The following is a 24,840-nucleotide window of genomic DNA, read 5'->3' as shown; positions in this document are numbered from 1 at the left end:
CCGGTTACGTCTCTGTATGCTCTACCCGGCGGGCCCGCTCTATCCATCCATTAAAGGCGCTGATGAAGGCATGAACTTGCTCTTCATTTGGTTTTGCAACCGCATAACGGGTATAGAGTTCATCCATCGTCTTGAAGCTTCTGGCATGCTCGATCTGCGTCGCTTTTGGTGTGATGGAGAGGGTAGACGTATGCCCGTTCCAATCAGAAACCACCGGAAAGCCAAGCTTTTCTAACGCCGGATCCCACGTTGCATCAACGATGATCCAACGCTCGCCCGTTTTGACCACCAGTGCATTGTGGAACGAACGGGTATCTGTGAGCTTTGAAAGCACTGGAACCGGAACCGGTAGATCGGCCCAGTCAAACGGCACAGTGATGGAATAAACCTCTTCGCCCCATACTTCCAAGATTGCTTTGAGAGCGGCTGCTTTGTGGCGCCCGTCGCCCGCGCCAAGGTTAAACAGGCTGTTATCACTCACCCCACCATCGCCTTGCAGGCGGAAGGGGTAGGAGCGCACAAACTCAAAAGCTGCAATACGTCGTTCAGTCGGGGTGAGCCCTTCGCCCAGAAAGTCCGCAACCTGCTTAGCGGTGACAAGACGATCTCCAGCGCCCTTGTATTGGTCAATAGCCGTCAGGGTAGATGACACGCGGTTACCTATTACGCCTAAAGGCTGCGCAATTGCGCCTGCGGTAAAGACCAGAAAAGCGAGCTGACACACACCGGTGAAAAACAATCTACGGCTCAAGAGGGCACTCCTCAATAGATGATGCTAAGGGCTTCACAATAGACGGGCGGGGGACGCCGCAAGGGAAGGCAAAGGCTCTTTGCTCGCTAATTCGGACTTAAATATGGCGCTTTACAATATCCCCCTAGGGGGGATACAAATATCAGCATGACAGAAGAAACCCAACATCACTCCCATAAAGACGTTGTAAACCGCCTGAAAAGAGCCAACGGCCATCTACGCTCGATCATTGATATGATCGACAATCAGCGGCCACGCGTGGAAATAGCGCAGCAATTACATGCTGTTGAAAAAGCGGTAACGCAGGCCAAGAAGACACTGATCCACGATCATCTTGAGCACTGTTTGGCCGATGCGCTGGACCGGCCGGAGAAAGCCACACGCGAGACATTGGAAGAATTTACAAGGATCAGCCGCTATCTATAACCCCCCGGAGGGGATAGGAGCGCCAATAGATACCATGCTAGAGCCGTTAAAGAACAAAAGCTTCCGCTACCTGTTTGCCGCTCAGGTTACAGCCCTATTCGGGACCGGGCTTGCCACGGTGGCGCTTGGCCTACTGGCCTTTGATCTTGCTGGAGAGGATGCAGGGGTTGTGCTTGGCACCGCCTTTACCATCAAGATGATCGCCTATGTCGGCTTGGCTCCAATTGCTGCCGCCATCGCCGAGCGCTTACCCCGCCGCGCTTTCCTCGTACTCCTCGATCTTGTTCGGGCGGGAGTTGCTGTTCTTCTACCCTTTGTTGACCAAATCTGGCAGATCTACCTGCTTATCTTCGTTCTGCAGTCAGCATCAGCGGCTTTCACGCCTGCCTTCCAATCAACCATTCCGGTAGTACTGGCGGACAAGCAAACCTACACCAAGGCGCTGTCCCTTTCGCGTATAGCTTATGATTTAGAGAACCTGCTCAGCCCCACCATTGCAGGGCTGCTGTTGCTAGCCGTGAGCTATCACGGGCTGTTCTGGGGCACAGCACTGGGCTTTCTTGCCTCTACCATGCTCATCCTCTCTGTTTCCCTTCCCGCATTCAAGCCCGTTGAGAACCAACGTAGCCTCAAACGCATCACTCAAGGGCTGCGCATCTTCCGCCATACACCGCGCCTTAGAGGGCTCTTTGCGCTTTACCTTTGTATTGCTGCAGGTGGGTCGATGGTAATCATCAACACGGTTGTCATCGTGCAAGGGCAAATGGGCCTCAGCGCGGGATATCTTGCGGGAGCACTTGCGGCCTTTGGCGGCGGCTCGATGGTGGCAGCCCTTGCGCTACCTCAAGTGCTGGAGAAACTAAGCGAACGGCTGGTTATGACTACTGGTGGCGCAGTTATCGTTGTTGGCTTGCTGCTTGGTAATTTCGTTTCAGGATACAACACATTGCTGGCGCTCTGGTTCGTGATGGGGCTTGGCTATTCCGGCGCGCAAACACCAACCGGACGCATTCTCACCCGCTCAGCCAATGAAGAAGACCTCCCTGCTGTATTTGCTGCCCAGTTTGCACTGTCCCACGCCTGTTGGTTACTGGCCTATCCGCTTGCCGGAGGCCTAGGCGCACGCTTTGGAATGACGACCGCGTTTAGCGTTCTTGCCCTGATTGGCTTGCTTGGCATCCTCCTATGCCTCCGCCTCTGGCCCGCTGATGATCAAGAGGAGCTAACTCACGATCACCCCGAGCTTGCCAAGGACGATCCGCATATGAACGAAGGCAGAAACGTTAAAGGGCACAGGCATACTCATGTGTTCCATATTGATGACCATCACCCGCACTGGCCTAACAAGTTCTAGCTCACCTGTTAGGCCCTACAGTCATCCATATGCACTTGTCGTCTTACAGATCAAAGATCTGCTTTACGCTGTTAAAGAAGGCAGCATCATCCAGCGCCTTGCGATTAGCGATGTACTCTCGTGCATCCTCGCCCGCAGTGTAGCGAAGCGTTGGTGTGCCGTCCGTTACCGCGGTCCAGATAACCTCTGCTACAACACGGGCAGGGGAGGCAATGTCCAGAATGGATTCAAAGCCTGACATAACCTTTTGCGCAATCGGCTGATACTCAGTCAGGCTCTCATCATTGGTAAAGTCAAACGATCGGCCGCCGAAGTCCGTCGCGATAGCGCCCGGCTCAACGATCTTCACCGCAACACCCAAAGGGGCCAGTTCGTAGTGCAGGGCCTCTGACATGCCCTCAACTGCGAACTTGGTTCCGTGGTAGAGCGTGCCAAGCGGAAAGCCCATTTTGCCGCCGATGGAAGAGATATTGACGATGGTTCCGGAGCGCTGCTTGCGCATTAGCGGCAGCACAGCCTTTGTTGTCTCTAGCAGCCCGATGACGTTGGTATCGAACTGGCGGCGTATCCCCTCCATGGAGAACGCTTCCAGCGGTCCAAATGCGCCGTATCCAGCATTGTTCAGCAAAACATCAATAGTTCCAAAACGATCCACTCCGGCGGAGACGGCAGACTTGATCGTATCTGGATCAGTTACATCAAGCCGTGTAACCAGCGCATTTTTCAGCTGATTAAGCTCCTGCTCGTTTTGCGGATTGCGCATGGTTGCAACCACGTTCCATCCCTTTTCATGGAACAAATGAGCCGTGGCTTTGCCAATGCCTGAGGAGGAACCGGTGATCAAGATCGTTTTGGACATCGCTATTCCTTTCCCTAGCCAGCCTATTACGCAGGCTTTGCAGTTAATAAGGGCCCGTGCGGCGAGACCTTCTAACGTTAGGGAAAGGCTGTCATCAAACCAAGACAATTTCGTGGTGCTGCAAAAATCCTAGCAATCACCATTGTGTCGAAGCGACCGATCAAGCTGGCTTCCGGCAAACAAGGCCGTGCTTTTCATCCTCGTCAAAGCCGAGCTTTTGATAAAACTCCAAAGCATCGCGCTGTTTACCGGTAAGCAGCATCACCTTGTAGGCATCCTTATCCCACGCATAGGCAAGGACAGCACGCAACAAGCTAGCCCCCAGCCCTTTGTTCTGATGCCTTTTAGTAGTGATGACATTTTCGATCAGCGCGTAATGCGAACTGGCATTGCCCAGAGATGGCAACATGTGGAGCGTCGCCATACTGACGATCTTCCCCTCAACCTCTATACCCCAGACGGTTGTGCCTTCATGGTTCAAAACGCTTTCATACCGAGCGCGGTCCGTCAGCGGAAAGGCGTGGTGCGAAAGCTCGGCATAGAGCTCCATGGCATCGTTATAGTCTGCTGGCCCCAACAGCCGCAGGTGTCCGTCAACTTCAATCATTATTGTCCCTCCTAAAACTCAAAAAGGGCAACCAGCCGGCTGCCCTTCCAATTCTTCTTGCCCACAACTCCTAGAAATTCAAAGAGGAAGACAGGTGGCCACTTGCCGCTAACACCTCGTTGGTATCGTAGGCTGCTTCCACGCCAAGGCTCACGTCGAGCCTCTCTCCAAGATCATAGAAAATATCGAACCCGAAGAACGGGCGCACGCCGGAGTCGCTCTGGTCGCTAACAGCCAGCGCTGTGCCGTAGGCGGTGCTTCCCTCGCCAACGGTGGTCGATTTGTAAAGATCGACACCACCGCGCAAACGGGCATTCCATTTGCCAAAGTCTCCTGACTCATATCCATTCCAGTCCATTGCAAGCTGGGCACGAACGTCCACGCGGTGTTCTTGCTGAGCATCTACGGTTATGTTGCTGTTTACCGCCTCTTTATAGCCCTTGCGAGCTGAGTAAGTGTAGCGGGCACCAATGGTTGGAACGAGTGTAAAGCCCTGCGATACGTCTGTGCGATAGCCGAGAGTAAAGGCAGGGGTTACAAACGTACTGCCAATGGTCTGATCATCAGACTGCACTATGCCGCCAAGAACGGTATTGTCGTAGAACACCCGTGCATTGTCCTGCCACATATAACCACCAACCAAAGAAAGGTTGGCGAATGCGGGGCCAAACATACGGCTATAGTAACCGCCAAAGTAGGCAGTTGTTGCCTCAGTCTCTCCGTTCTCGGCTAACACTTCAGAGCGGCTAAAGGAGATACCGCCGAGAAGACCCGCCATGCCGCCCTGATCCAGCGCAGCGTCAATGCCAACTGTATTGATGGACATCACATGAGAGTATGGATTGTCGCTTGTGCCATCTTGTGCCGCTACACGGGAGTTGATCCACCAACCATTCCGGCAGTACGTCGTGCCATCCTCACAGCGCTGAGCGGCTTCAATCCGGCTATTGATATCCTGTTGTACTGCGCCCGTCAGTTCGGCCCGTAAGCGAGCGGCATTGATAGCTGTTGCCGCTGCACCATCCCCGTCTACGGAAATAACGCGCTGGCCATCTACGACTACTTTCTGGCCATCGCCTGTAACATTCACCTCAGCCATGTCGCCGGTGATCGTCATCATGGTGTCCCAACCAGAGCCCATGTGCAGCGTATTGTTTGTGCCAGTAAACTCGATACGGCCCTGAATATGGGAACCAGCGTTGAGGGCTAGGTATGCATCCGCTGATAGGTCACGAAACTCGATAGCAGCATTGACCAAATGATTGTCAACGAAAACGCGGCCAGAATTTACTACCCGCGCGCTGTCACCCGAGACAGAAATGCCAGCATTTTTGGCATGAATAGAGCCGGAGTTATAAACTTCGCCTAACGGGCCAGCCATATTGATACCATCAACTTCAGCCTCAATAGTACCGAAGTTTGACAGGACATTTCCGATACCACCGGCCTCAAAACCATTATCTCCCGCGACTATGCTGCCGTAGTTTGTAAGGTGGTTTCCATCACCGTTCGCATCCAGCCCATCACTGGCCGCTTGAACGAAACCGTAATTTACTAGGGTATTGTCGTGACTACCGATCACACCGCCGCTGTCATTGGCAACAATGCCGTCACTATCCGAGATGACCCGTCCGTAGTTTACGATGAGATTGTGGTCACCAAAAGCGTCGATGCCGTCATCTGCGGAGGAAATTTCACCACTATTGGTTATGTGTGCATGGCTGCCGTTTATATCCAAGCCGTCATCGATTTGGGTGGTGATCAAACCGCTATTTGTAACCGTTACACCATCGCCGTTGATGCTTATGCCATCAGTTCCAGCGTTGATGCTACCGGTGTTTAGCACCGTCGCACCGCCGCCAGCGATCTCAACACCTGCATGGCCAGAGGTGATTTCGCCCGCATTATAAATATGGCTAAAAGCACCGTTCACATAGATGCCATCGACCGTCCCATTTACATGGCCGTAATTGTAGATTTCTGCCTGATCGCCCGAAACATAAATACCGTCGCCGTGAAGTCCGGCAATATTGCCGTGATTTACAATCTGGCCCCTATCACTAAACATCTGAATGCCATCGTGATTTTGGCTGATGATATCGCCAGTATTTACAAGAACCGCATCAACACCGTTTAAAACTATGCCCACGTTATCCGCATCAATCGTTCCAGAATTAGAGACGCTTGCGTTTGTCCCGCTTATAGCAATGCCTGTGTCACCTACATCAATCGTACCTGTGTTGGTGATGCTTGCATTAGCGCCGGTAATCTCGATCCCACTGCCGTCCAAGGTCTTTAAAAAACCGGAGTTAAACACTGTCGCGTTGTCACCGGCGATATCAATCGCATCGTCGTAAGCAATTACATTGCCATAGTTTTTAACAACAGCGCCATCACCTTCGACATCCAGACCATCATCGGATGCCCTTACGGTCCCGTGGTTCACGATAGTGTTGTTGTCACCATCCAACTCAACGCCATTATCGTTGTTACCGCCAATGGGATCCATGGTTCCGGCGAGGATATCGGAGAGGTTCTCGCCGGCGAACAAATCACCATGGTTGATGACAGTGTTGCCATCACCAACTGCTCCGATTGCATCTTCATCGGAGGTAATGTCACCGCTGTTGGTCAACTTATTGCCACTGCCAGTAATGTTGATGCCGCGGTCCGCGCTACTAATATCTGCCGAGTTGGCCCAATTCTGGCTAGAGCCACTCAAGTCTAGGCCGGCAGCCAGTACACCGCCTGCTGACATGAAGAGATATGTAGCTGCTGAAAGATTAATAAAATGAAGGTATTTACTAGTACTTATCTTAACGCGCGGGTACTTAGACATCGGCACCAACAAACCAGATAATTGATCATCAATACTTGTTATTGCATAGGTGGATTCACCTCAATCCAGTTGGCAATACCTAGACAATTTTAATCAATGTTAACCACAACTATTGCGAGATTTTATTATAAAAGAAGAACCACATTGCTAAAATATCAGAGAAAGGTAAGATCACGACTTCTATTTTCTCCACTCAACATTCACCGGCCCGCTGAAATAAGGAACGGGTTCGCTGCCATCTGTTCGAAATGAGTAGACGATATTGCGGCGGCTTTGCCGCTCATAATCATTATCAATGCCGTCAATTGTATTGAGCGGCAGAGCCAACCCGCGTACCAATGGCTTCTCGCGCAGTAAGCGATTAATCACCCGAACAGGAACGTGGCCTTCGATAACGTAGTTCTGAACAATCGCGGTTAGACAGCCCTCAAGCTCCTCGGTCACACCGAGCTGTCTTTTCACGGAACTTATGTCCCGCATCTCTTTGACCTTAAGGAAAAAACCAGCATCGCGCATGTCCTCCTGCCAGTTCTCGCAAATAGTGCAGTCAGGTTCTATATAAACGCGAACAACAGTCGCGGGCTGTGCAACCACAGAATATACCGCGCAGCCTACCAGCACCGCTCCGATCAGGAGTGCGCGAACCAGTTTATGCAGTTTTCCGTTCACTAGAGGCATGGCGGCAGCTAAATTTTTATAGTTCTTGGCACAAACTGCTCATGTTGCAGTTTTGATTTTATTGGCAACGACAGGAACCGCTGTTTTACCAGTCACATCAAATAGGGAGGGCCGAGTTTGCACTCGCACTGGCGTTTTGCGATTTAAAAGAACTGCATCACCATCGAAAAGATAAATCTATCTGTGCGCTATTCTTTTGACTTGAAGAAAAAAGCCGCAGTTTCTCGCCGATCTTTTTCCCTTGCATTTTCCAATCGGAAAAAGTTTCAAGTCTCTCTAGGGGGATCGGGCGCACTATGGCCGAAATCATCATTTTTTTCCTTGTGTTGGGTCACTTATGCTAAACTTTTCTCGCTATTGCAAATCAATAGTTGCACAACTCAAGGTCCATTTTATTTGCTTAAACTTTTAATTATTTCAGGAAACTAGTCACTTCAACGGTCTTACAAAATGAGTAGCAGCACCATTTATTACTATAGTTTGTAGTGTGCGCTGTTTGACTATGAAATACGTATGGGAGAAGTGGCGCGGCACTTTAGAGTTAACCAATTACTGGTAGCAAAGGCGCGCAATGCAGTTTTCCTATTTGAACCCAACCCGTCTTCATTTCGGCCAAGGTCAGATATCCGTTATTTCCTCCGAAATTCCGAAGGACGCCCGTGTCCTACTCGTTTATGGCGGCGGATCTATCAAGAAGAACGGTGTTTACGATCAGGTCGTCAAAGCTCTGGAAGGCTATGACTGGATCGAGTTTTCCGGTATCGAGCCAAACCCACAGCTCAATACGTTGAACGGCGCGGTTGAAGTATGCCGCATGAAAGACCGCAACTACATTCTAGCCGTTGGCGGTGGCTCGGTCGTTGACGGGGCGAAATACATTGCAGCAGCAGCCCTTTATGAAGGGGACGGCTGGCAGATCGTTCTGCGCCGCCACGTACCGGAAGTCGCACTTCCGATTGGTGCTGTCCTCACGCTGCCAGCAACAGGTTCCGAAACCAACCCGACAGCTGTTGTTACCAACACCGAGACCAAAGAAAAACTTGGCTTCAAAACCGATGCCGTGCGTCCTAAGTTTGCGGTTCTTGACCCAGACACTATGAAGACATTGCCGGAGCGCCAGCTAATCAACGGAATTGTCGATGCGTGGGTCCATATCTGCGAGCAGTACATCACCTCGCCAGAAGGCTCTATGGTTCAAGACGGCTTTGCAGAAACACTGCTGCGTGTCTTGATGGCGCTGGCTGCCGACTTTGACGAGCGCGATGATGACAAATGGCGCGCCAACCTGATGCTCGCTGCAAACCAGGCGCTCAACGGCTTTATCGGCATCGGACTACCTGCTGACTGGGCAAGCCATCAGCTTGGCCATGCGCTTACAGCTCTTTATGGCATCGACCACGGCGCATCGCTCTCCATGGTCCACCCGTCGTTGCTGCGAAACCAGATTGAGGTCAAACGCGCAAAGCTGGAACAAATGGGCCGAAACGTATTTGGCCTGCAGGGCGAAGCAGAACTGGCAGAGCACACCATCAATGCCATTGAGTCCTTCTATGAAAGCGTTGGCTCTCCAACACACTTTTCCGAATATGGTGATGATAAAGCCGCTGCACTCGACGCACTTGTAGCGCTGATGATCCAGTGTGAACGCGACAAGCTGGGCGAACATGGCGCGGTAACACCTGTCGAGATCCGTCAGATCTTCGATGCAGCGCTCGTCTGACCTACAGCGCGGATCAGCTGACAGACACTAGACAAAAAGAAAGCGCCGGAGGGGAAACTCTCCGGCGCTTCTTCTTTGCTCGCAAGTAGATGGATAGCTTACGGCATAAGCACGCTTGGCAGCCACATGGACAGGGCCGGAATGTAACTAACCAGGAACAGCGTAATCAGGTTCGTCAGCAAGAATGGCATGATCGCTTTGACAAGCGGTGCCAGAGGCAGTCTTGCAATACTACCGCAAACGAACAGACAAACGCCCACAGGTGGAGTGGTAAGACCCAGCATCAGGTTCAGCACTGCAAAGGTTGCAAAGTGCAGTGGATCAATACCAACCGAAGTTGCCAGCTGCAGCAGCGGTACAAACAGGATGATCAGCGCTGCAATGGTTTCCATGAACATACCGACGAACAGCAGGATCAGGTTGATCAGAAGGATCACCAGGATCTTGTTATCGGTGATGGACATAACGGACTCAGTGATGAACTGAGGAATACGTTCGGAAACCAAAATCCAGCCAAAGACGTTTGCAAAACCCACCAACGCCAGAATAGCTGCAGAAGAAATCGCACTGTCGATGACAATAGACGGAACCTTGGCGATTGGCAACTCGCGGTAGATAAACGCGCCCACAAAGAAGGCGTAGAAGCTGGCGATAATCGCAGTTTCTGTAGGTGTTACCCAGCCGGAGAGCAGACCGCCAACGATAAGGCCGGTCATAGCCATTGCCCAAGCAGCGGTACCGAAGGAGCGGGCAAGCTCACCCCAACCCTGCCATGGCTGGCGCGGATAGTTGCGGCGCACGGACAGGATATAGCAGGTGATCATCATACCGCCACCAAGCAGCAAGCCCGGAATAGCACCAGCGATGAACATCTTGCCAACGGAGATACCGGAGAGCGAGCCAACGATAATCATCGGCACACTTGGGGGAATGATAGGACCAACGGTAGAAGACGCTGCAGTCACCGCTGCGGAGAAGTCGCCCGGATAGCCAGCGCGCTTCATGCCCGGGATCATCATGCCGCCGATGGACGCCGCATCTGCCACCGCAGTACCGGAAACACCGCCAAACAGCATAGATGCAGCAATGTTGGTGAGGCCCAAGCCACCGCGCAGCCAGCCCACACCGGCGTTGGCAAAGCGGATGATGCGCTCGGTAATACCGCCGTTATTCATCAGGTTACCAGCGAGGATGAAACCCGGAATACAAAGCAGTACGAAGGAGTCGATACCTGCATACATTTTTTGCGGCATCACCACGAGCGGGATGTCCATGTAAAGCAGGTAGAGGACGGAGGATACAGCCAGCGTAATAGCGACTGGAATACCGATGATTAGGCCGCCGATGAAGGAGCCAAGAAGGAGAGCGAGTTCCATTAGTATTCATCTCCTTCATTGTGTTCCGGCAAGCCCGGGATGTTGAAATGCTTGACGAGTTCAATCACTCGCAGCACTGCAAACAGACCAATACCGCCAAGGAAAATAACCATAGAGAAGTGGATGATATCCATGCGGATGTTGGTTGCCGGAGAGGTCTGCCACGCACCGATGCTGGTAAACAGCCATGCCTGTGGCACCATGGCAAAGCATACGAATGCGGTGATGCTCATGGCGATGATAAGACAGACTTTGCGGGCTTTGTCCGGCAGGTAGTTGATTACGATATCGACGTTTACAAGGTCACCAGAGCGGATGGAAAGACCAACACCGCACGCTGCCAGAAAGAGGAGGGCATAGCGGGTAAGCTCTTCTGTCCATACCGGAGAGTAGTTGAGAACGCCGCGGCCAAACACCTGCACAACAACAGCGTACATGATGACAGCAAAAGCCGCTCCGGTCGCAATCCGGAATGCTCTGATTAAGATGTTTGAGATCATTCTTTTAAGCCTTAGTCGTTTTTGAGCGCTCTATTTCTTTGAAGGCGCTTCGACCGGTTACTGCACATAGGTAACAGGTACGGCATGTAAGGCACGGGGCACCCGCAAAAGGTGGGGGCGCCCCGTTGGGGTCTTATTTCGCGAAGAGGTCTTCTACGATTGGACGGATGTCGTCAGAAACGCTGGCAAGAACCGCACCGCGGGCTTTTTCAGCAAAGGCGCTGTAGTCTACCTCTACGAATTCCATGCCCTTTTCCTGAAGGCTCTTTGCAAAGGCTTCTTCTTCAGCTTCAAACAGAGCGCGGTGATAGGCTTCTGCTTCTTTACCTGCTTCAACCAAGATCTTCTGATCTTCCGGAGACAGGCGCTGATAGGTCATCTCAGACATTACGATGTAGATCCAGCCGTTTACGTGTGCGGTCTGGTTTACGTATTTCTGAACTTCGTTGAAGCTTGCAGAGCTGATGAGGGCCAGCGGGTTTTCCTGTGCGTCCAGTGTACCGTTTTGCAGCGCGGTAAACACTTCAGAGAACGCCATCGGCATCGGAGATGCACCCAGCTCACGCCATACGTTCACGAACAGTGGAACGTTTGGTACGCGCAGCATCAGGCCGTTCAGGTCATCAGGTGACTTGATCGGGCGGTTGGTTGTCAGGTGGCGCGGACCACGAACCATAACGGTCAGCGGGCGTACGCGTGCCTTTTCTACGATTTCCTTTTCAATTTCTGCGCCGATTTCGCTGTTAGCGACTTCAGCCATATGTTCGATGGATTTGTATGCGTAAGGAACAGCCAGCAGAGCCGCTTTAGGGGCCCAGTTCTGCAAAGACTCACCAGTTACGGCAAAGTCTACGGTGCCAAGCTGCATGCCGTTGATCAGGTCGATTTCTTTGCCGAGGGATTCATTGGCAAAAACCTGAATTTCGATACGACCGTCAGTCCGCTCTTTTACGATTTCAGCGAGCTTCAACGACGCTTTGTGCCAAACGTCGTTTTCATTGGCCAAGTGACCCAGTTTCAGGGTTACATCAGCAGCCAGAGCAGCACTTGCTGTCATGCCAAGAGCAGCAACACCGAACGCAGCGGACTTCAACAGTGATTTTACAGAAAGCATTCAAAAGACTCCCAATTCATTTTTGACCGGAGAGGGATGTCAATCGCGACTTGCTCCTATCGCGTTGCTCCCCGGTGGCTTTCTTTTTGTATTGAGGCAGGACCGATTTTTATGGTCACTCTTTTTAGGCATGCCCAACAGCCCGATTGCCTCCGGCTATTCCTGCACTCCTCGAACCGCAGCGAAGAAACAGCCATTTTAGAAGAGAAGGTGGGAGCTTCATCTCAAGCTTGAAGCTCCGCCCATCAATCCTGTGCCGAGTGAGTAACGAAATCGCCTATCTCCCCCCACGTCTTCATATATTAGCCTCACTCCACTGTCGGCCTTGAAAACTGATCTGGGATATCACTCGACAATTTGGAAGCTAGCAGGCTTTCGCCTTAAATCTATAAGTAGTGCAACTCACTGCCCTTGCTACCATACCAATACAATCCCTATCTGCTAGGGTTTCTCTAGAAAAACCGCTTTTGGAACAGATTGGTTGACCTATTTGAAGCAGTGGATATCCAAAACTCCACAATAGGTAGACCAACACGAGAAATACTTACAGGAGTTGCAACAAGAGCTGTTCGCGCCGTTTCTTACGCTGCGCATTTAGCCACGCCTATTGAAATCTATACTATGCAAATTTAGTGCAAATCTAAATTTTACCCTTGGTAAAATGTATTTAAATTACAACATACTTATCCAATGCATGATGTGAAAATATTTTTCAGCAGTAACACTCCTGATATTCCACCAAATATTCTAGATGTAGCCTTGTCCATGCAAACAACTTCGCAATGACAAGCAATCTCTTTCTATTTGAAGTAAAGGTCTAATATGCGTCTGTTAAGCTTGGCTGTGCTACTAGCCTCTTCCGTTTCGCTCGCCCATGCGGCAGAGCCGAACTACGACGAATCTAAAGTTGGCGACATCACCCTACCGGCCATCACTACAAGTGACAGTGTCGACCAGTGGGAGAACGAGCGCCGCGCGGAAGTGCTAAAGCTCTTCCAGAGCGAAATGTACGGCAAGCCGTATAAGTTTGACAAAGTCGAGGTTGTTTCCATTTCGGATAAGCGCCCGCTGCCGGATGCTGATGCTTATATTCAGGAAGTTATCCTGATGCTCGACAACCAGCGCGTTTCCGTAGTGCTGCAAATGCCAAATGCAGACGCACCTGTTCCAGTTTTCGTGGGCTATAACTTCTGCGGCAACCACTCCGTTATCACTGGCGATTGGATTGAAGTTTCCAAAAGCTGGGCGAACCCAATGGTTTGCGGCAATCAGGTTGACCCAACCCGCATGACCACCAAGGACAACAAGTTCCTTCCAACTTCCCGCAGCATTCGTGAATTCCGATGGCCTGCGCAAGAAATCACCGCCCGTGGTTATGGTCTTGTAACCATCTACTACGGTGACGTTCTGCCGGATGATCCAGCAGCGTTCCAAGAGTTCATGAAGGTGAACCTGCCGGAAGAGGATTACAAAGACTACTCCGCCATCGGCATCTGGGCAGCAGGTCTTTCCGCGGTTGCAGACTATCTGGAAACCCGCCGCGACGTTGACGAAGACCGTATGGCAGTGATGGGTCACTCCCGCCTAGGCAAAACGGCTCTTTGGACCGGTGCAACCGACGAGCGCTTCAAGTACATCATCTCCAACAACGCTGGTATGGGCGGTAACTCCTTGTCCCGCCGCAACTACGGCGAAACCGTTGACATCATCACCACGCAGTTCCCGCACTGGTTTACCGGCTCCTTCCGTGGCTACGTGGGTAAAGAGAACACCTTGCCGATCGATCAGCATATGTTGATGGGCCTTCTGGCACCGCGTCCGGTTTATGTAGCAAGTGCGGTTGATGATCAGTGGGCTGATCCGAAAGGCGAGTTCCTCTCCCTGCATAATGCAAAGGAAGTCTACGCGCTCTACACCAAGGACCTGTTCCCAGAAAGCGAGCAGCCAGCAGTTGATAGCCCGGTTCACTCAGTTTTGAGCTACCACTATCGTACCGGTCCGCATAACGTTCGCTTCTACGACTGGCAGAACTATCTGGACATTGCAGACAAGTACTTCAAATAAGAAATTGAAATAGCGATGAAAAAAGCCCCGCAGAGGCTATCCTCTGCGGGGCTTGATCATTCAAAATTGATAGGCGAGACCAAGGTTGAAACTGCTTGTAGTCACTTGATGGTCTTGAGAATTTGGGGGCGAAGCGCAACAATTAATAATAGTACTTGTCGCCACTGGATAGGTTGTATGCGTGAAGTCGGCGCTAATACGCCAGTTCTCGTTCAGCGCGTGCTCCACACCAAGACCCAATGTCGCTCCAATAAGAGTTTCTGAAAAACCATCACCCTGGGGCAGACCAGTGTCGTAAGGGTAATCAAAATCGAAACTAGTAAGTGTTGCTCCACCTTGAAGATAAAGCAGAGTTCTGTCCGAGGTAACACCAACACGACCCAGAATATGGGCACTGGAGTTTACTTTCATGGTACCATAAAGATATGGATCAGATACGTCCTGCTCAGTTTTGTCAGACCCTACCCAAGAAACTCCGAATTCAGCGCCATAAACAAATTGGTTACGCTGCCAAAGGTACCCAACAACAACCGTAGGCGCTATCTTGTAATCTGTGATAAACCCGTCCAAATCAGCGACAGGGTCAATGTAGTCATCTTCCAAAATTAAAGCATTCGCCTTGACACCTGCATAAAAGCCACCCCAATCAAAATCTGGGCTCAACTCATCTGCGTAGGCTGTTGGCAATTGCACCAAAACTGAGGCGGCCAAAAATAAACAAATTCGAGAAAACATCTTAAAACTTCAATCAATAGGTATTATTACTTACCTATATCTCACTGATCACCAATTGCAACCGCAATCGCATTTCATCCCCGCAGAGACTATCATCTACGGGGCTTATTGTTTTGAATATTCGCGGTGCTTTAGTGACCTGAGAGCACCAGAATATTGACCGGTAGCAAGATCGCTTGCATGCGCAGGATAAGCGCATGGAGGATCGCAAGCGCATCGACCATGTGATAGAAAACACCTGCCCAGAAGCCTGTATCTTCGCTCACAATCTTGTCGTGGTTGTTTGTGTAAGCATTTGCGATACAACGACTTCCCGGAGGAATACCGAGCGCCTGCCCCTTGTAGAGCGGCTCCATTACAGCAAGGACGGTTCCAGGCTGCGCAAGGTCCTTAGGGTCTACAAGCTGATCCGTCGGGCGGAACTGACCACTTGGAATCGTGTCTTGAATTCCGACGATGACCATCGGGATTACCTGAAATGGCTTTGACGCGCAGGTGATCTCGCCGATCATGCCTTCCTTCAGGATATTGGCTGTAATCTGCTGAAAACCGGCCTGAAACCGCTCGATTCCTGACTCTTTGGGGATCAAGATACCAGCAGGACGGAGTAGGGGATTCACGATATCACCCGGCTGTAGGATAAATTGCGTCAGCGTTCCATCAACACCAGCAAAAACAGACTTCTTTGCGAGCTCCGCTTCGGCTTGAGCGAGCTGAGCTTCGGCGCTGGCTTTATCAGCAGGAAGAACGGTATTTATCCGCACTTCGAGGACATTTTTCTCTGCTTGAGCGGCTTGCAAAGTACCAAGACGAGAGCGGGAGAGGTTTTCGAGAGTCTCGATTTCGCGCTCGGTTACAACATCTGCGTTACGCGAACGTAGCTCTTTTTTACGGGCTTCTTCTTGCAATGCCTGATCATAGTTGGCCTGCGCCTGATCGATGGTCCCTTCAGCAGAGGCTATCTGCGCCTGCACCAGCACGATTTCCGCATTCAGCTCTTCAAGCTTGCGCTGCGCAGTCTCTACCTGAGCTTGCTGCACATCATCATTGAGCGTGAACAGCAACTGCCCCTTTTTGACGAACTGGTTGTTCTCTACCACCACCGTTTCAACGCGGCCGCCACCTTCTGGCAGAATGCTGATGGTGCGGAAGTAGGAGGAAACCAGATTGGTGGAGGGGTGATAGAAAAAGATCATCGTGATGAGCGAAACCGTCAGGATGATACAGGCAGTAATCCCCCATTTCAGCTCATACCAGACAGAGAACAGGTTGATCTCTTTACCGATGCGTTTTCCCTGCACATACCTGCGATAAAGGTAGTCTGGGAAAATCGTGATAAGCGAGCAAGCCAGAAACTCGAACATCTATTAGTTCTCCCATTTCCGCAGGTTTTTAAGCGAGCGAGCAATGGACTCGAGCGGCGCAAGAAAGTCTGGGAAGCGAATGGCGGCCAACAATAGCGCGGCAATCCAGAAGTAATTGTTATGAGTAAACAGTGCGATCAAAGACAAAATCGCGACCACCTGTAACTGGCGACTGTCGTAGCCGTGAGCCATTTTTTCCGGAATGGCATGCAACGAGAAATAGAAAACGCCGACCAGTAGAATAGCCAGCACCAGAAAGCCGACGGTGACGTTAAACAGAACGTCCGTTTGGTGCGGCCCTGAAACAAAAAAGGGAAGATGTTTTATCGCCGCTTCGTGGGCTTCTACGGGTGTCATAGACAACTGATGGTCCTCGTAACCAGCGTTACACTTAGGTGGTGCTTTTAAGTTACGGAAGAAACCTCAATTTGCGGTGAGGATAGCCTCGCGATTTTACATAGGTCGCTTAACGTCTTGGCAATAGCAGGTTCTAGCGCTTTGATGGTTGGATAACGTTCACCAACTTCTCTCAATGAGCAATTTACCCACCTGCGATAAACTCAACTGTGGATAGATACTCGTGAACAAGCGGATAATTTCGCCGCATTTCCGACACATTTACGCCACTATTCGGTGATGCTGAAAGTTTTTAGCAATAGGAAGTAAATTCCCATCAAAATGGGCTCAATTATCTTCAATATTCCGCAATTCTTTCAAAAGTTCTAATACTTATATAATCATCTACATAGAGGATAATAGTTGTAGACAATATCATTTTAATAACATAGTAACACTACGAAATTGTGTAACGATTCCTGAATATACGCTGCTAATACCTACAATAAAAAAGTATAGACTCCGTCAAATAAAGCTTAACCTGATGGGCAAAGAAGAAGACAACTCAGATTTTCTGACAGAGATTAGCGAGTGGGCTCAAAGCGAAACCCAGAAACGTAAAAAGATTAAAAACGAGCATCTGGTAGCCTTCAACGCTAACAAAGAAGACATACAGCAGGCCTTACAGGCTGGCTATTCCATGAAAATTATATGGGAGCACTTGATAGCTAAGGGCAAGCTTTCGTGTTGCTACGAAACATTCACCCTACACGTAAAACGGGCGAACCTTCGCGGAACGAACCGCCCGCAAACTACTACAACATAATATAAAACTGCCTAATAGCTCAGTTGTCATCGCAGGGCATGCGAAACCATCAACTGAACGCAACACAATTTGCTAAGCCCGACTTCGGCGTTGAAGGGGTTAGCAAAGTGAAAGGCAGTCTACGGCTCGCAATAGTTCCCCTCAAATAAGAGGGAGCTGCGAGTTCGTAAGCTACTCACCACAAGAACAGCATCACCAACGGTTGCAGGGGCGTATGTATCCCTCCCATGCTGAGCTGTTACCCTGACACTGTGAAATGAAACCTAGTGCTACAAGCATGTAACGCCTGCGGCTACGCCGCCGACAAAACCACTAAAAGCCAGCCGCTAAAGCCATGCGCATGTAACGCTCGGCCGCGCCTCACCCAAAAACAAATTCCTTAGACTTTTCATAACATTAACCGCCCCATCTAATTATCGGCCACCTGCGCGCGCAGGCCCGCGCGCACCCCAAGGCCACGGCCCACTTTTGGCTCACTCGTCTTCTGTCAGCTTGTGAGAGTCTGCTGCGGTCAGATCCAGCCCATAGGCATCACACATCTGGCGGATGAATTTCAGGCTATCTTCTTCAAACAGTGATTTGCCTTCAAAGTTATGCAGCAGAATGCCTTCCAGCAGATCGCCCAGTGTCATGTCGTGCTTGGCAGCAATAGCTTTGAGTACCTGCAAAATACGCTTCTCGATACGAACGCCAGTTTGTACGCGCTCAACCTTCTTTTTTGCCATTCCAAATCCTCACGACAAAAGTGTCTTTACATTTTCCGGTAACTTGGTACCAAGTTACCAATATAACATTTTCAAGGTATAGCCAATGTCTGCGCCCGTTCCAATAGGGGAAACCGGTAAGTATGTGCCGGAGAACATTCAGGGCGTCTTGTGGGCGCTCCTTGCCACCGCGCTTTTTGCGGTAACCGCTGCACTCGCCAAACTAGCGGTGAGCGAGTATCACGTATTGCAGATCCTGTTTTTCCGGCAATTGGTGGTGCTTGCCTCCACGCTTCCGGCCATTTCCCGCAGCTTTCCGCAAAGCCTAAAGACAAAGCGCCCAATCACCCATGCCTTGCGTATGCTTGGGGCGTTCACTGCTCTTTCCTGCGGTATATGGGCCGTTGCAGTTCTCCCGCTAACGGCAGCAACAACGCTTGGGTTCTCGCAGGTCTTCTTCGTGGCTTTGTTTGCGATGGTCTTTCTTGGAGAGCAGGTTGGCAAACACAGACTAACCGCCATCCTCTTCGGCTTTATTGGCGTGATTATCGCCATGCGGCCGGGAACCGACGGGCTTTTTGATATGGCCACTCTTATCCCAATACTGGGAGCGCTAGGAGCAGGTGTCGCCGTTATCTGCGTTCGCAAACTCACCAAAACAGAAACAACCGCCACTATGCTGGTCTACCAAGCCAGCTTTACAGCGCTGCTTTCCGGCATCCCGCTCTTCTGGCTTTGGCAAACGCCAGACCTTTACGGCCTGATGCTGCTGCTTGGCATGGGCATCATCGCAACCGCTGGCCAATGGGTTGGCATCAAGGCGCTGCGAAAAGGTGAAGCGAGTGTTATCGGCACAATCGAGTATACCAAGATCGTCTATGCAGCCATTCTCGGCTTCATCCTGTTTGGTGAGATCCCTGATGGCTACACCGTTATCGGCGCTGTGATCATCGTTGCCTCATCCCTCTATATGTTGCGCCGTGAAGCGCTGAAGAAGCGGGAGCAGAAATAGGAAATAGCAACGTGCGCGCTCTTTGCCTTCCATTAGGGCACAGGATAGCGCACATACAGTTTAAGCTATTCAATTACACGCCCGCAGGTCTTTGGCCTTGCGGGCTTCTTTTTGTGCTGCACAACACGCGCCACTATATTTAGTGGGTGCGACAGGACGTACTGCAAAACGCAGGATTGAATCGGTAGAACCACCAAGCAAATCAATATCTAGTATTTTACAGGGCCTCTAAGCAAACTTTACAGAGTGTTAACTCGAAGTTTAATTTCCCTAGGGGTTTCCTAGGCTTTAGCCCCAAATCAAATCAGTTTCCCACCCAAAACCGACGTCAAGACCTTGTATTGGAGGAAATTAGGGAAAACTCCCAATCCACTATTAAAATGACACCAAAACCTAGGGCTTGTGGGGCATTTGGAGTTATTAGGGTCTACTACATATTGTGAACGCGTACCCATGTGGGACAAAAGGACCACCGAATTTCAACGCAACATTTTCTTGGAGCTTTTTCGGTGAAACCTGTAGTCATCAAGCGCGACGGATGCCGCGTACCCTTTGACCTGACCAGAATTCGCGATGCTGTTATGAAGTCCGCCCATGAAGGCGACGGACTAGATGCAGTATATGCCGAGCAGGTGGCACACGAGGTCCATGCACGTTTTGCGAACGTGGACGAGGTAGACATCAACGAACTGCAGAACTCGGTAGAAGACATTCTCATGTCCGGCCCGTTCAAGCCTGCAGCACGTTCCTACATTGAATACCGCCATCAGCGTGATCTTGTGCGCGAACAGCGCAGCCGCCTGAACGCGGAAATCCGTGGTCTTATCGACCAGAGCAACGCTGAACTTCTGAACGAGAACGCCAACAAGGACGGCAAGGTCATTCCGACCCAGCGCGACCTGCTGGCCGGTATCGTCGCAAAGCACTACGCAACCCAGTACATTCTGCCACGCGACATCGCGCAGTCTCACGAACGCGGCGAGATCCACTATCACGATCTTGACTACGCGCCGTTCTTCCCGATGTTCAACTGCATGCTCATTGACCTTGAAGGAATGCTCACCAAGGGCTTCAAGATGGGCAATGCGGAGATCGGCACCCCGAAATCCATCTCCACCGCAACTGCAGTTACCGCTCAGATCATTGCGCAGGTCGCAAGCCACATTTATGGCGGCACCACCATCAACCGCATTGACGAGGTTCTGGCCCCTTATGTGACCTCAAGCTACCAGAAGCATCTGGCAGTGGCGCAGAAGTGGGAGATCAAAGACCCTGAAGCGTTTGCCCGCGACCGTACTGAAAAAGAATGCTACGACGCGTTCCAGTCTCTGGAATACGAAGTAAACACCCTGCACACCGCAAACGGCCAGACCCCGTTTGTGACCTTCGGTTTTGGTCTTGGTACCACTTGGGAAGCCCGCCTCATTCAGAAGTCCATTCTGTTGAACCGCATGGCTGGCCTTGGCATTAACAAGAAGACCGCCATCTTCCCTAAGCTGGTGTTCTCCATCAAAAAAGACCTCAACCACAAAGAGGGCGACCCGAACTACGACATCAAGCAGATGGCTCTGGAATGTGCATCCAAGCGCATGTACCCGGACATCCTGAACTATGACCGCGTTGTAGAGGTTACCGGCTCCTTCAAGGCACCTATGGGCTGCCGTTCGTTCCTGAACGCTTATCAGGAAGAGGGCGAGTTCATCCACGAAGGCCGTAACAACCTCGGCGTTGTTTCCCTCAATCTGCCGCGTATCGCGCTGGATGCTGGCTGTGATGAAGCAAAGTTCTTCGAGCTTCTGGACGAGCGTCTTGAGCTGTCCCGCCGTGCGCTGGACACCCGCATCGAGCGCCTGCAGAACGTGAAGGCCCGCGTTGCCCCTATCCTTTACATGGAAGGCGCTTGCGGCGTTCGCCTGAAAGCAGACGACAACGTTGCGCATATCTTCAAAGATGGCCGCGCGTCTATTTCTCTGGGCTATATCGGCATTCACGAAACCATCAACGCGCTATATGGCAACCAGCACGTCTATGACAGCGAAGAACTGCAGGCAAAGGCTGTGGCAATCGTCAAGCGTTTGAAGGATGCAGTGGCAGCTTGGAAAGAAGAGACCGGCTACGGCTTCTCCCTCTACTCCACGCCATCTGAAAACCTGTGCTCGCGCTTCTGCGCGCTGGATGCAAAGTCCTACGGTGTTGTCGATGGTGTGACTGACAAGGGCTACTACACCAACTCCTTCCACCTTGACGTGGAAAAGAAGGTGACCCCGTACCACAAGATCGATTTCGAGCAGCCATACCCTGAACTGGCATCGGGCGGTTTCATTTGCTACGGCGAATTCCCGAACATGCAGTACAACGTGGAAGCGCTTGAAGACGTTTGGGATTACTCCTACGACCGCGTGCCTTACTACGGCACCAACACACCAATCGACGAGTGCTACGACTGTGGCTACACCGGCGAGTTTACCTGCACCAGCAAAGGCTTTGAGTGCCCAAGCTGTGGCAACCGTAACCCGGGCCGCGTGTCTGTTATCCGCCGCGTTTGCGGGTATCTGGGCAATCCGGACGCTCGTCCTTTCAACTTCGGTAAGCAGGAAGAAGTAAAGCGCCGCGTCAAGCATATGTGATGCGGTAGCTTTCAAAGGGGATCAAGGTATGAACTACCACCGCTACATTCCTATTGATGTTGTCAATGGACCGGGGACCCGCGCCACCTTGTTTGTTTCCGGGTGCGAGCACAAATGCCGTGGCTGCTACAACGCCACGACATGGAAACCGACAAGCGGTCACCCGTTCACGCAGGAAATGGAAGATCAGATCATTGCTGATCTGTGCGACACGAAAATTCGTCGTCGCGGTCTGTCCCTTTCTGGCGGCGATCCCCTTTTCCCTTCCAACATTGAAGCGGTGGGCCGTCTGGTTCGCCGTGCAAAGGCAGAAGCGCCAACCAAAGACATCTGGCTATGGTCTGGCTATACGCTGGAAGAAATGAGCTCGCAGCAGCTGGACGTTCTGGCCTATGTAGACGTGCTGGTAGACGGCAAGTTCGTACAGGAACTGCACGACGCAAAGCTGGTCTGGCGCGGCAGCTCCAACCAGCGCATTCTGGAGCTGAAGGACATCTTCGCCCGCATGCAGCAAGCAGCGTAAGCACTTATATTCATTCAAATAAGAAAAAGCCGGAGGCGCTGAACCTCCGGCTTTTTTGTTTTACTTCTTTGGAGGTTCTGATTTGGCTTGCGGTTCCGGTGCAACCGCGGCGGCGGCTTTCGGGGTCGCGTGTCTTTCAAGGCCCAGAGCGTCTTTCAAGAACAGTGCAGACTTCTCGATAGCCCGCTGGGACTCCGGCGTATCTGGCATGGTGAGCTGGAAGACGTGCGGCATACCCTCGTAAACATCAATCACCACCGGAACGCCTGCAATATCCATCGCCTGATAGAGACGGACGGCGTTGGAAAGGAACAGCTCCTTGGTGCCTACCTGAATAAAGCTCTTCGGGAAGCCCTTGGTGAAGTCACCATAAACCGGAGAGACATACGGCTTCACATGATCGACAGGATCAGCATATGCGGCAGCTGATTTGCCCAGCACGTTCGCATAGGTGTAGGTCGGCTCTGCGTCTTTGAGAGTGTGGTAGCTATCGCCCGTCTCAGAAATATCGGACCACGGAGACCAGAACACAGCACCTGCCGGCATTGGCATGCCAGCGTCACGCGCCTTAAGCAAAGCACCGCCTAGCAGACCGCCACCAGCGGAATCGCCATAAAACGCAATATCTTCTGGGGCGTAGCCCATATCCAGCACCGCTTGGTAGGCGTTAATCACTTCATCTGTGATCTGCGGCCAGCGCGCCTTGGGGGCGAGGGTGTAATCCACCACGATCACTCGCAGCCCGCTTTTGTCGGCCAGCGGTACAGCGCCAACCAAAGAGGTATTGGCAGAGCCTGTTGTGTAGGCGCCGCCATGCAGATAAAGCACGACTTTGCCGTTTTCCTTCCAATGACGCGGGCGCACATCCAGCGCGCTCACACCGCCCAGCTTAATCTTCTCGATAAACGGATTGTACTGCGCATACAGCGGCTTGTTGTTGGTTTGCTGTTCCATCGCTTCATTGAGCGCCTTCCAACCCGCCAGATCGGTCGGTTCAGGGGCAACCAAAGCATTGCGTGCGGAACGGCTGAACTGGCCAATTGCCTTTTGCGCCTCGCCCGAAACTGTTGGCGGAACGAAAAAGTAGTCATCCGCCGAACGAGGAGCCTCCTGCGCAAAAACGGTCGAGCAGAACAACACAACTGCAGCAGAAGTGCTCGCCACACGACTTGAAAGGGAAACCATTGATAAACTCCAGATCTTATTGGTTTTGTTCCACCGGCGCATCCCAGAGCAAGGACGCTGCCACGTGCTGGACGGGCAGGAGTTTATGCTGCAAATGCGGCAGGTGAGGGTCAACGCAATGGCCAGAAATATCTTCTTTTTGGTATGTGGATAAGCAGGACTTGTCCGTACAACTTATGGATACAATGCGGGAATAACCGCTGCGCCTGATTGCGTTTGGCGTTTCTCAGCGCCGCAGTTCACCGCCATTTGCGTGTAATGCCTTGCGCAACACGACCTAATGCCTATTCCCAATATGCAAAAAGCACTTGCAAAAACCACCAAAAAACATAGTGTTAACTTAGTTAGATAAAATTTTACTAAAATAACTGGGAGTTGCAAACCATAATGGCAAGGTCAAACAAAACGCACAGTCTGTTTAGTGTTTTGTTGAGCACGCGCGGCCAAGCGGTAGCCCAGCAGAATGCGAAAAAGGAAGAGTATCTGGACTTTGTGACCCAGACTCGCTCGCAGATGAAAACCACCGTCGAAAGCGATGAGGCATGCCCTGTCGTGATTGAGATGGCCCGCGCCAAAGGCGTGATCAGAGACGAAAAGCACCGCAAGGTCGCTTAATTCCAGCGCCCGTTTCGCGGCAGCTTTTACAAAAAGAGGGCGCACATCACAAAGAATGTGCGCACAACAATCATCTAGAGCGTTACGGCGTTTTCGTTCCGTCCAAAACGCTCTAGAGTGTGGCACCACAATCGTTTGTGTGCCCCATAAACGGCGTGGCTTTCCTTTTCAAACCCCATCACAAAGCCGCAGCGACTATGCCCCATCTCCTTGATGAAGAAGAACAACACCGTATCCTAGGCGTAATGGGCAGGAACTATCCTGCGCCAACAAACCTTGCCGATATAACGCAAGGGGCCGTTTCCAAGAAAATTAAGATCAACATCGCCGCGCTCTATAAAAAGAAGCTAGTGAGCTATGCGATCACGCCTGTGATGGTCGACTTCAACCCCGCCCCGAACGAGCTACACCTGACAAGCAAAGGCGTCGCTTTTGTAAACTCCGAGGGTTTGTAGGGGTAGGCTGCGTTCAATTCGCAAACGAGTCACGGAGCGTGGGATCTGGATCCCGCATCTATGTGCGGGATGACGAGAAAGAGCGAGTGAAGAGCCCAATGTTCGGAACCCTGCTGGCACTTAGGTCCTTTCAGTCTCGCTGGTTCCCGCTTCTACGTGCGGCTTCGCGC

The 24,840-nt window shown here is 51.5% G+C and carries 23 protein-coding genes; 10 read left to right on the top strand and 13 right to left on the bottom strand.

What is annotated here, in order from left to right:
- Positions 1 to 4: 4 nt before the first annotated feature.
- Positions 5 to 751, bottom strand: a complete 747-nt coding sequence (locus tag E1162_RS03100; RefSeq protein WP_155126652.1) for a hypothetical protein — start codon at positions 749 to 751, stop codon at positions 5 to 7.
- Between the two features lie 147 nt (positions 752 to 898).
- On the opposite strand from E1162_RS03100, the gene E1162_RS03095 reads away from it, so the two are divergent.
- Both E1162_RS03095 and E1162_RS03090 read left to right on the top strand, forming a co-directional pair.
- A complete protein-coding gene (locus E1162_RS03095; protein ID WP_155126649.1) occupies positions 899 to 1,177 on the top strand; it encodes a metal-sensing transcriptional repressor in 279 nt (92 codons plus the stop codon).
- Positions 1,178 to 1,211: 34 nt separating this feature from the next.
- A complete protein-coding gene (locus tag E1162_RS03090) occupies positions 1,212 to 2,531 on the top strand; it encodes an MFS transporter (RefSeq protein ID WP_155126646.1) in 1,320 nt (439 codons plus the stop codon).
- Positions 2,532 to 2,574: 43 nt separating this feature from the next.
- On the opposite strand, the gene E1162_RS03085 is transcribed toward E1162_RS03090, so the two are convergent.
- The 4 genes from E1162_RS03085 to E1162_RS03070 all read right to left on the bottom strand — a co-directional run bounded on the left by E1162_RS03085 (position 2,575) and on the right by E1162_RS03070 (position 7,514).
- Positions 2,575 to 3,390, bottom strand: a complete 816-nt coding sequence (locus E1162_RS03085) for an SDR family oxidoreductase (protein WP_155126643.1) — start codon at positions 3,388 to 3,390, stop codon at positions 2,575 to 2,577.
- Between the two features lie 160 nt (positions 3,391 to 3,550).
- A complete protein-coding gene (locus E1162_RS03080; RefSeq protein WP_155126640.1) occupies positions 3,551 to 3,997 on the bottom strand; it encodes a GNAT family N-acetyltransferase in 447 nt (148 codons plus the stop codon).
- Between the two features lie 70 nt (positions 3,998 to 4,067).
- Positions 4,068 to 6,755, bottom strand: a complete 2,688-nt coding sequence (locus E1162_RS03075) for an autotransporter domain-containing protein (protein ID WP_257098621.1) — start codon at positions 6,753 to 6,755, stop codon at positions 4,068 to 4,070.
- 261 nt (positions 6,756 to 7,016) lie between these two features.
- Complete coding sequence (locus tag E1162_RS03070) at positions 7,017 to 7,514, bottom strand: DUF411 domain-containing protein (RefSeq protein ID WP_155126633.1); 498 nt, start codon at positions 7,512 to 7,514, stop codon at positions 7,017 to 7,019.
- 571 nt (positions 7,515 to 8,085) lie between these two features.
- Here E1162_RS03070 and E1162_RS03065 point away from each other — a divergent pair.
- Entirely contained in the window at positions 8,086 to 9,234 is a 1,149-nt protein-coding gene (locus tag E1162_RS03065) for an iron-containing alcohol dehydrogenase (RefSeq protein WP_155126630.1), read from the top strand.
- 98 nt (positions 9,235 to 9,332) lie between these two features.
- On the opposite strand, the gene E1162_RS03060 is transcribed toward E1162_RS03065, so the two are convergent.
- From E1162_RS03060 to E1162_RS03050, 3 genes are all read right to left on the bottom strand, one after another.
- Positions 9,333 to 10,610: a TRAP transporter large permease gene (locus E1162_RS03060; RefSeq protein ID WP_155126627.1), complete on the bottom strand. Its 1,278-nt coding sequence runs from the start codon at positions 10,608 to 10,610 to the stop codon at positions 9,333 to 9,335.
- Positions 10,610 to 11,110, bottom strand: a complete 501-nt coding sequence (locus tag E1162_RS03055) for a TRAP transporter small permease (RefSeq protein ID WP_155126624.1) — start codon at positions 11,108 to 11,110, stop codon at positions 10,610 to 10,612. Before E1162_RS03055 ends, E1162_RS03060 begins: the two co-directional genes overlap by 1 nt.
- A 133-nt stretch (positions 11,111 to 11,243) precedes the next feature.
- Positions 11,244 to 12,224: a TRAP transporter substrate-binding protein gene (locus E1162_RS03050; protein WP_155126621.1), complete on the bottom strand. Its 981-nt coding sequence runs from the start codon at positions 12,222 to 12,224 to the stop codon at positions 11,244 to 11,246.
- A gap of 822 nt (positions 12,225 to 13,046) precedes the next feature.
- Between E1162_RS03050 and E1162_RS03045 the strand changes: the two genes are divergently transcribed.
- Complete coding sequence (locus E1162_RS03045; RefSeq protein ID WP_155126618.1) at positions 13,047 to 14,288, top strand: alpha/beta hydrolase family protein; 1,242 nt, start codon at positions 13,047 to 13,049, stop codon at positions 14,286 to 14,288.
- 60 nt (positions 14,289 to 14,348) lie between these two features.
- Here E1162_RS03045 and E1162_RS03040 read toward each other — a convergent pair whose 3' ends face one another.
- The 3 genes from E1162_RS03040 to E1162_RS03030 all read right to left on the bottom strand — a co-directional run bounded on the left by E1162_RS03040 (position 14,349) and on the right by E1162_RS03030 (position 16,744).
- The gene (locus E1162_RS03040) at positions 14,349 to 15,023 is read right to left on the bottom strand and encodes an outer membrane protein (RefSeq protein ID WP_155126615.1); all 675 of its coding nucleotides are present in this window, start codon (positions 15,021 to 15,023) and stop codon (positions 14,349 to 14,351) included.
- 131 nt (positions 15,024 to 15,154) lie between these two features.
- Complete coding sequence (locus tag E1162_RS03035; protein WP_155126612.1) at positions 15,155 to 16,387, bottom strand: HlyD family secretion protein; 1,233 nt, start codon at positions 16,385 to 16,387, stop codon at positions 15,155 to 15,157.
- A gap of 3 nt (positions 16,388 to 16,390) precedes the next feature.
- Positions 16,391 to 16,744 (bottom strand): hypothetical protein, encoded by a 354-nt coding sequence (locus E1162_RS03030; RefSeq protein ID WP_155126609.1) that lies wholly within the window; start codon positions 16,742 to 16,744, stop codon positions 16,391 to 16,393.
- A gap of 523 nt (positions 16,745 to 17,267) precedes the next feature.
- Here E1162_RS03030 and E1162_RS03025 point away from each other — a divergent pair.
- Positions 17,268 to 17,549: a TraK family protein gene (locus E1162_RS03025; RefSeq protein WP_155126607.1), complete on the top strand. Its 282-nt coding sequence runs from the start codon at positions 17,268 to 17,270 to the stop codon at positions 17,547 to 17,549.
- Between the two features lie 473 nt (positions 17,550 to 18,022).
- On the opposite strand, the gene E1162_RS03020 is transcribed toward E1162_RS03025, so the two are convergent.
- Positions 18,023 to 18,274, bottom strand: a complete 252-nt coding sequence (locus E1162_RS03020) for a protein kinase family protein (protein ID WP_155126604.1) — start codon at positions 18,272 to 18,274, stop codon at positions 18,023 to 18,025.
- Between the two features lie 85 nt (positions 18,275 to 18,359).
- On the opposite strand from E1162_RS03020, the gene E1162_RS03015 reads away from it, so the two are divergent.
- From E1162_RS03015 to nrdG, 3 genes are all read left to right on the top strand, one after another.
- Entirely contained in the window at positions 18,360 to 19,265 is a 906-nt protein-coding gene (locus E1162_RS03015; protein ID WP_155126601.1) for a DMT family transporter, read from the top strand.
- Between the two features lie 509 nt (positions 19,266 to 19,774).
- A complete protein-coding gene (nrdD, locus tag E1162_RS03010) occupies positions 19,775 to 21,892 on the top strand; it encodes an anaerobic ribonucleoside-triphosphate reductase (RefSeq protein ID WP_371311786.1) in 2,118 nt (705 codons plus the stop codon).
- A gap of 28 nt (positions 21,893 to 21,920) precedes the next feature.
- Positions 21,921 to 22,415, top strand: a complete 495-nt coding sequence (gene nrdG, locus E1162_RS03005; RefSeq protein WP_155126598.1) for an anaerobic ribonucleoside-triphosphate reductase-activating protein — start codon at positions 21,921 to 21,923, stop codon at positions 22,413 to 22,415.
- A gap of 60 nt (positions 22,416 to 22,475) precedes the next feature.
- On the opposite strand, the gene E1162_RS03000 is transcribed toward nrdG, so the two are convergent.
- Entirely contained in the window at positions 22,476 to 23,600 is a 1,125-nt protein-coding gene (locus E1162_RS03000; protein WP_257098620.1) for an alpha/beta hydrolase fold domain-containing protein, read from the bottom strand.
- Between the two features lie 429 nt (positions 23,601 to 24,029).
- On the opposite strand from E1162_RS03000, the gene E1162_RS02995 reads away from it, so the two are divergent.
- Entirely contained in the window at positions 24,030 to 24,215 is a 186-nt protein-coding gene (locus E1162_RS02995) for a hypothetical protein (protein WP_155126592.1), read from the top strand.
- Positions 24,216 to 24,412: 197 nt separating this feature from the next.
- Positions 24,413 to 24,670 (top strand): hypothetical protein, encoded by a 258-nt coding sequence (locus E1162_RS02990; RefSeq protein ID WP_155126589.1) that lies wholly within the window; start codon positions 24,413 to 24,415, stop codon positions 24,668 to 24,670.
- The last annotated feature ends 170 nt before the right edge of the window (positions 24,671 to 24,840 follow it).

This window comes from Pseudovibrio flavus (assembly GCF_009711345.1).
GTDB classification, from domain to species: domain Bacteria; phylum Pseudomonadota; class Alphaproteobacteria; order Rhizobiales; family Stappiaceae; genus Pseudovibrio; species Pseudovibrio flavus.
Note: the sequence above shows the minus strand (reverse complement) of the source record. Positions and strands in the feature narration are given on the sequence as shown.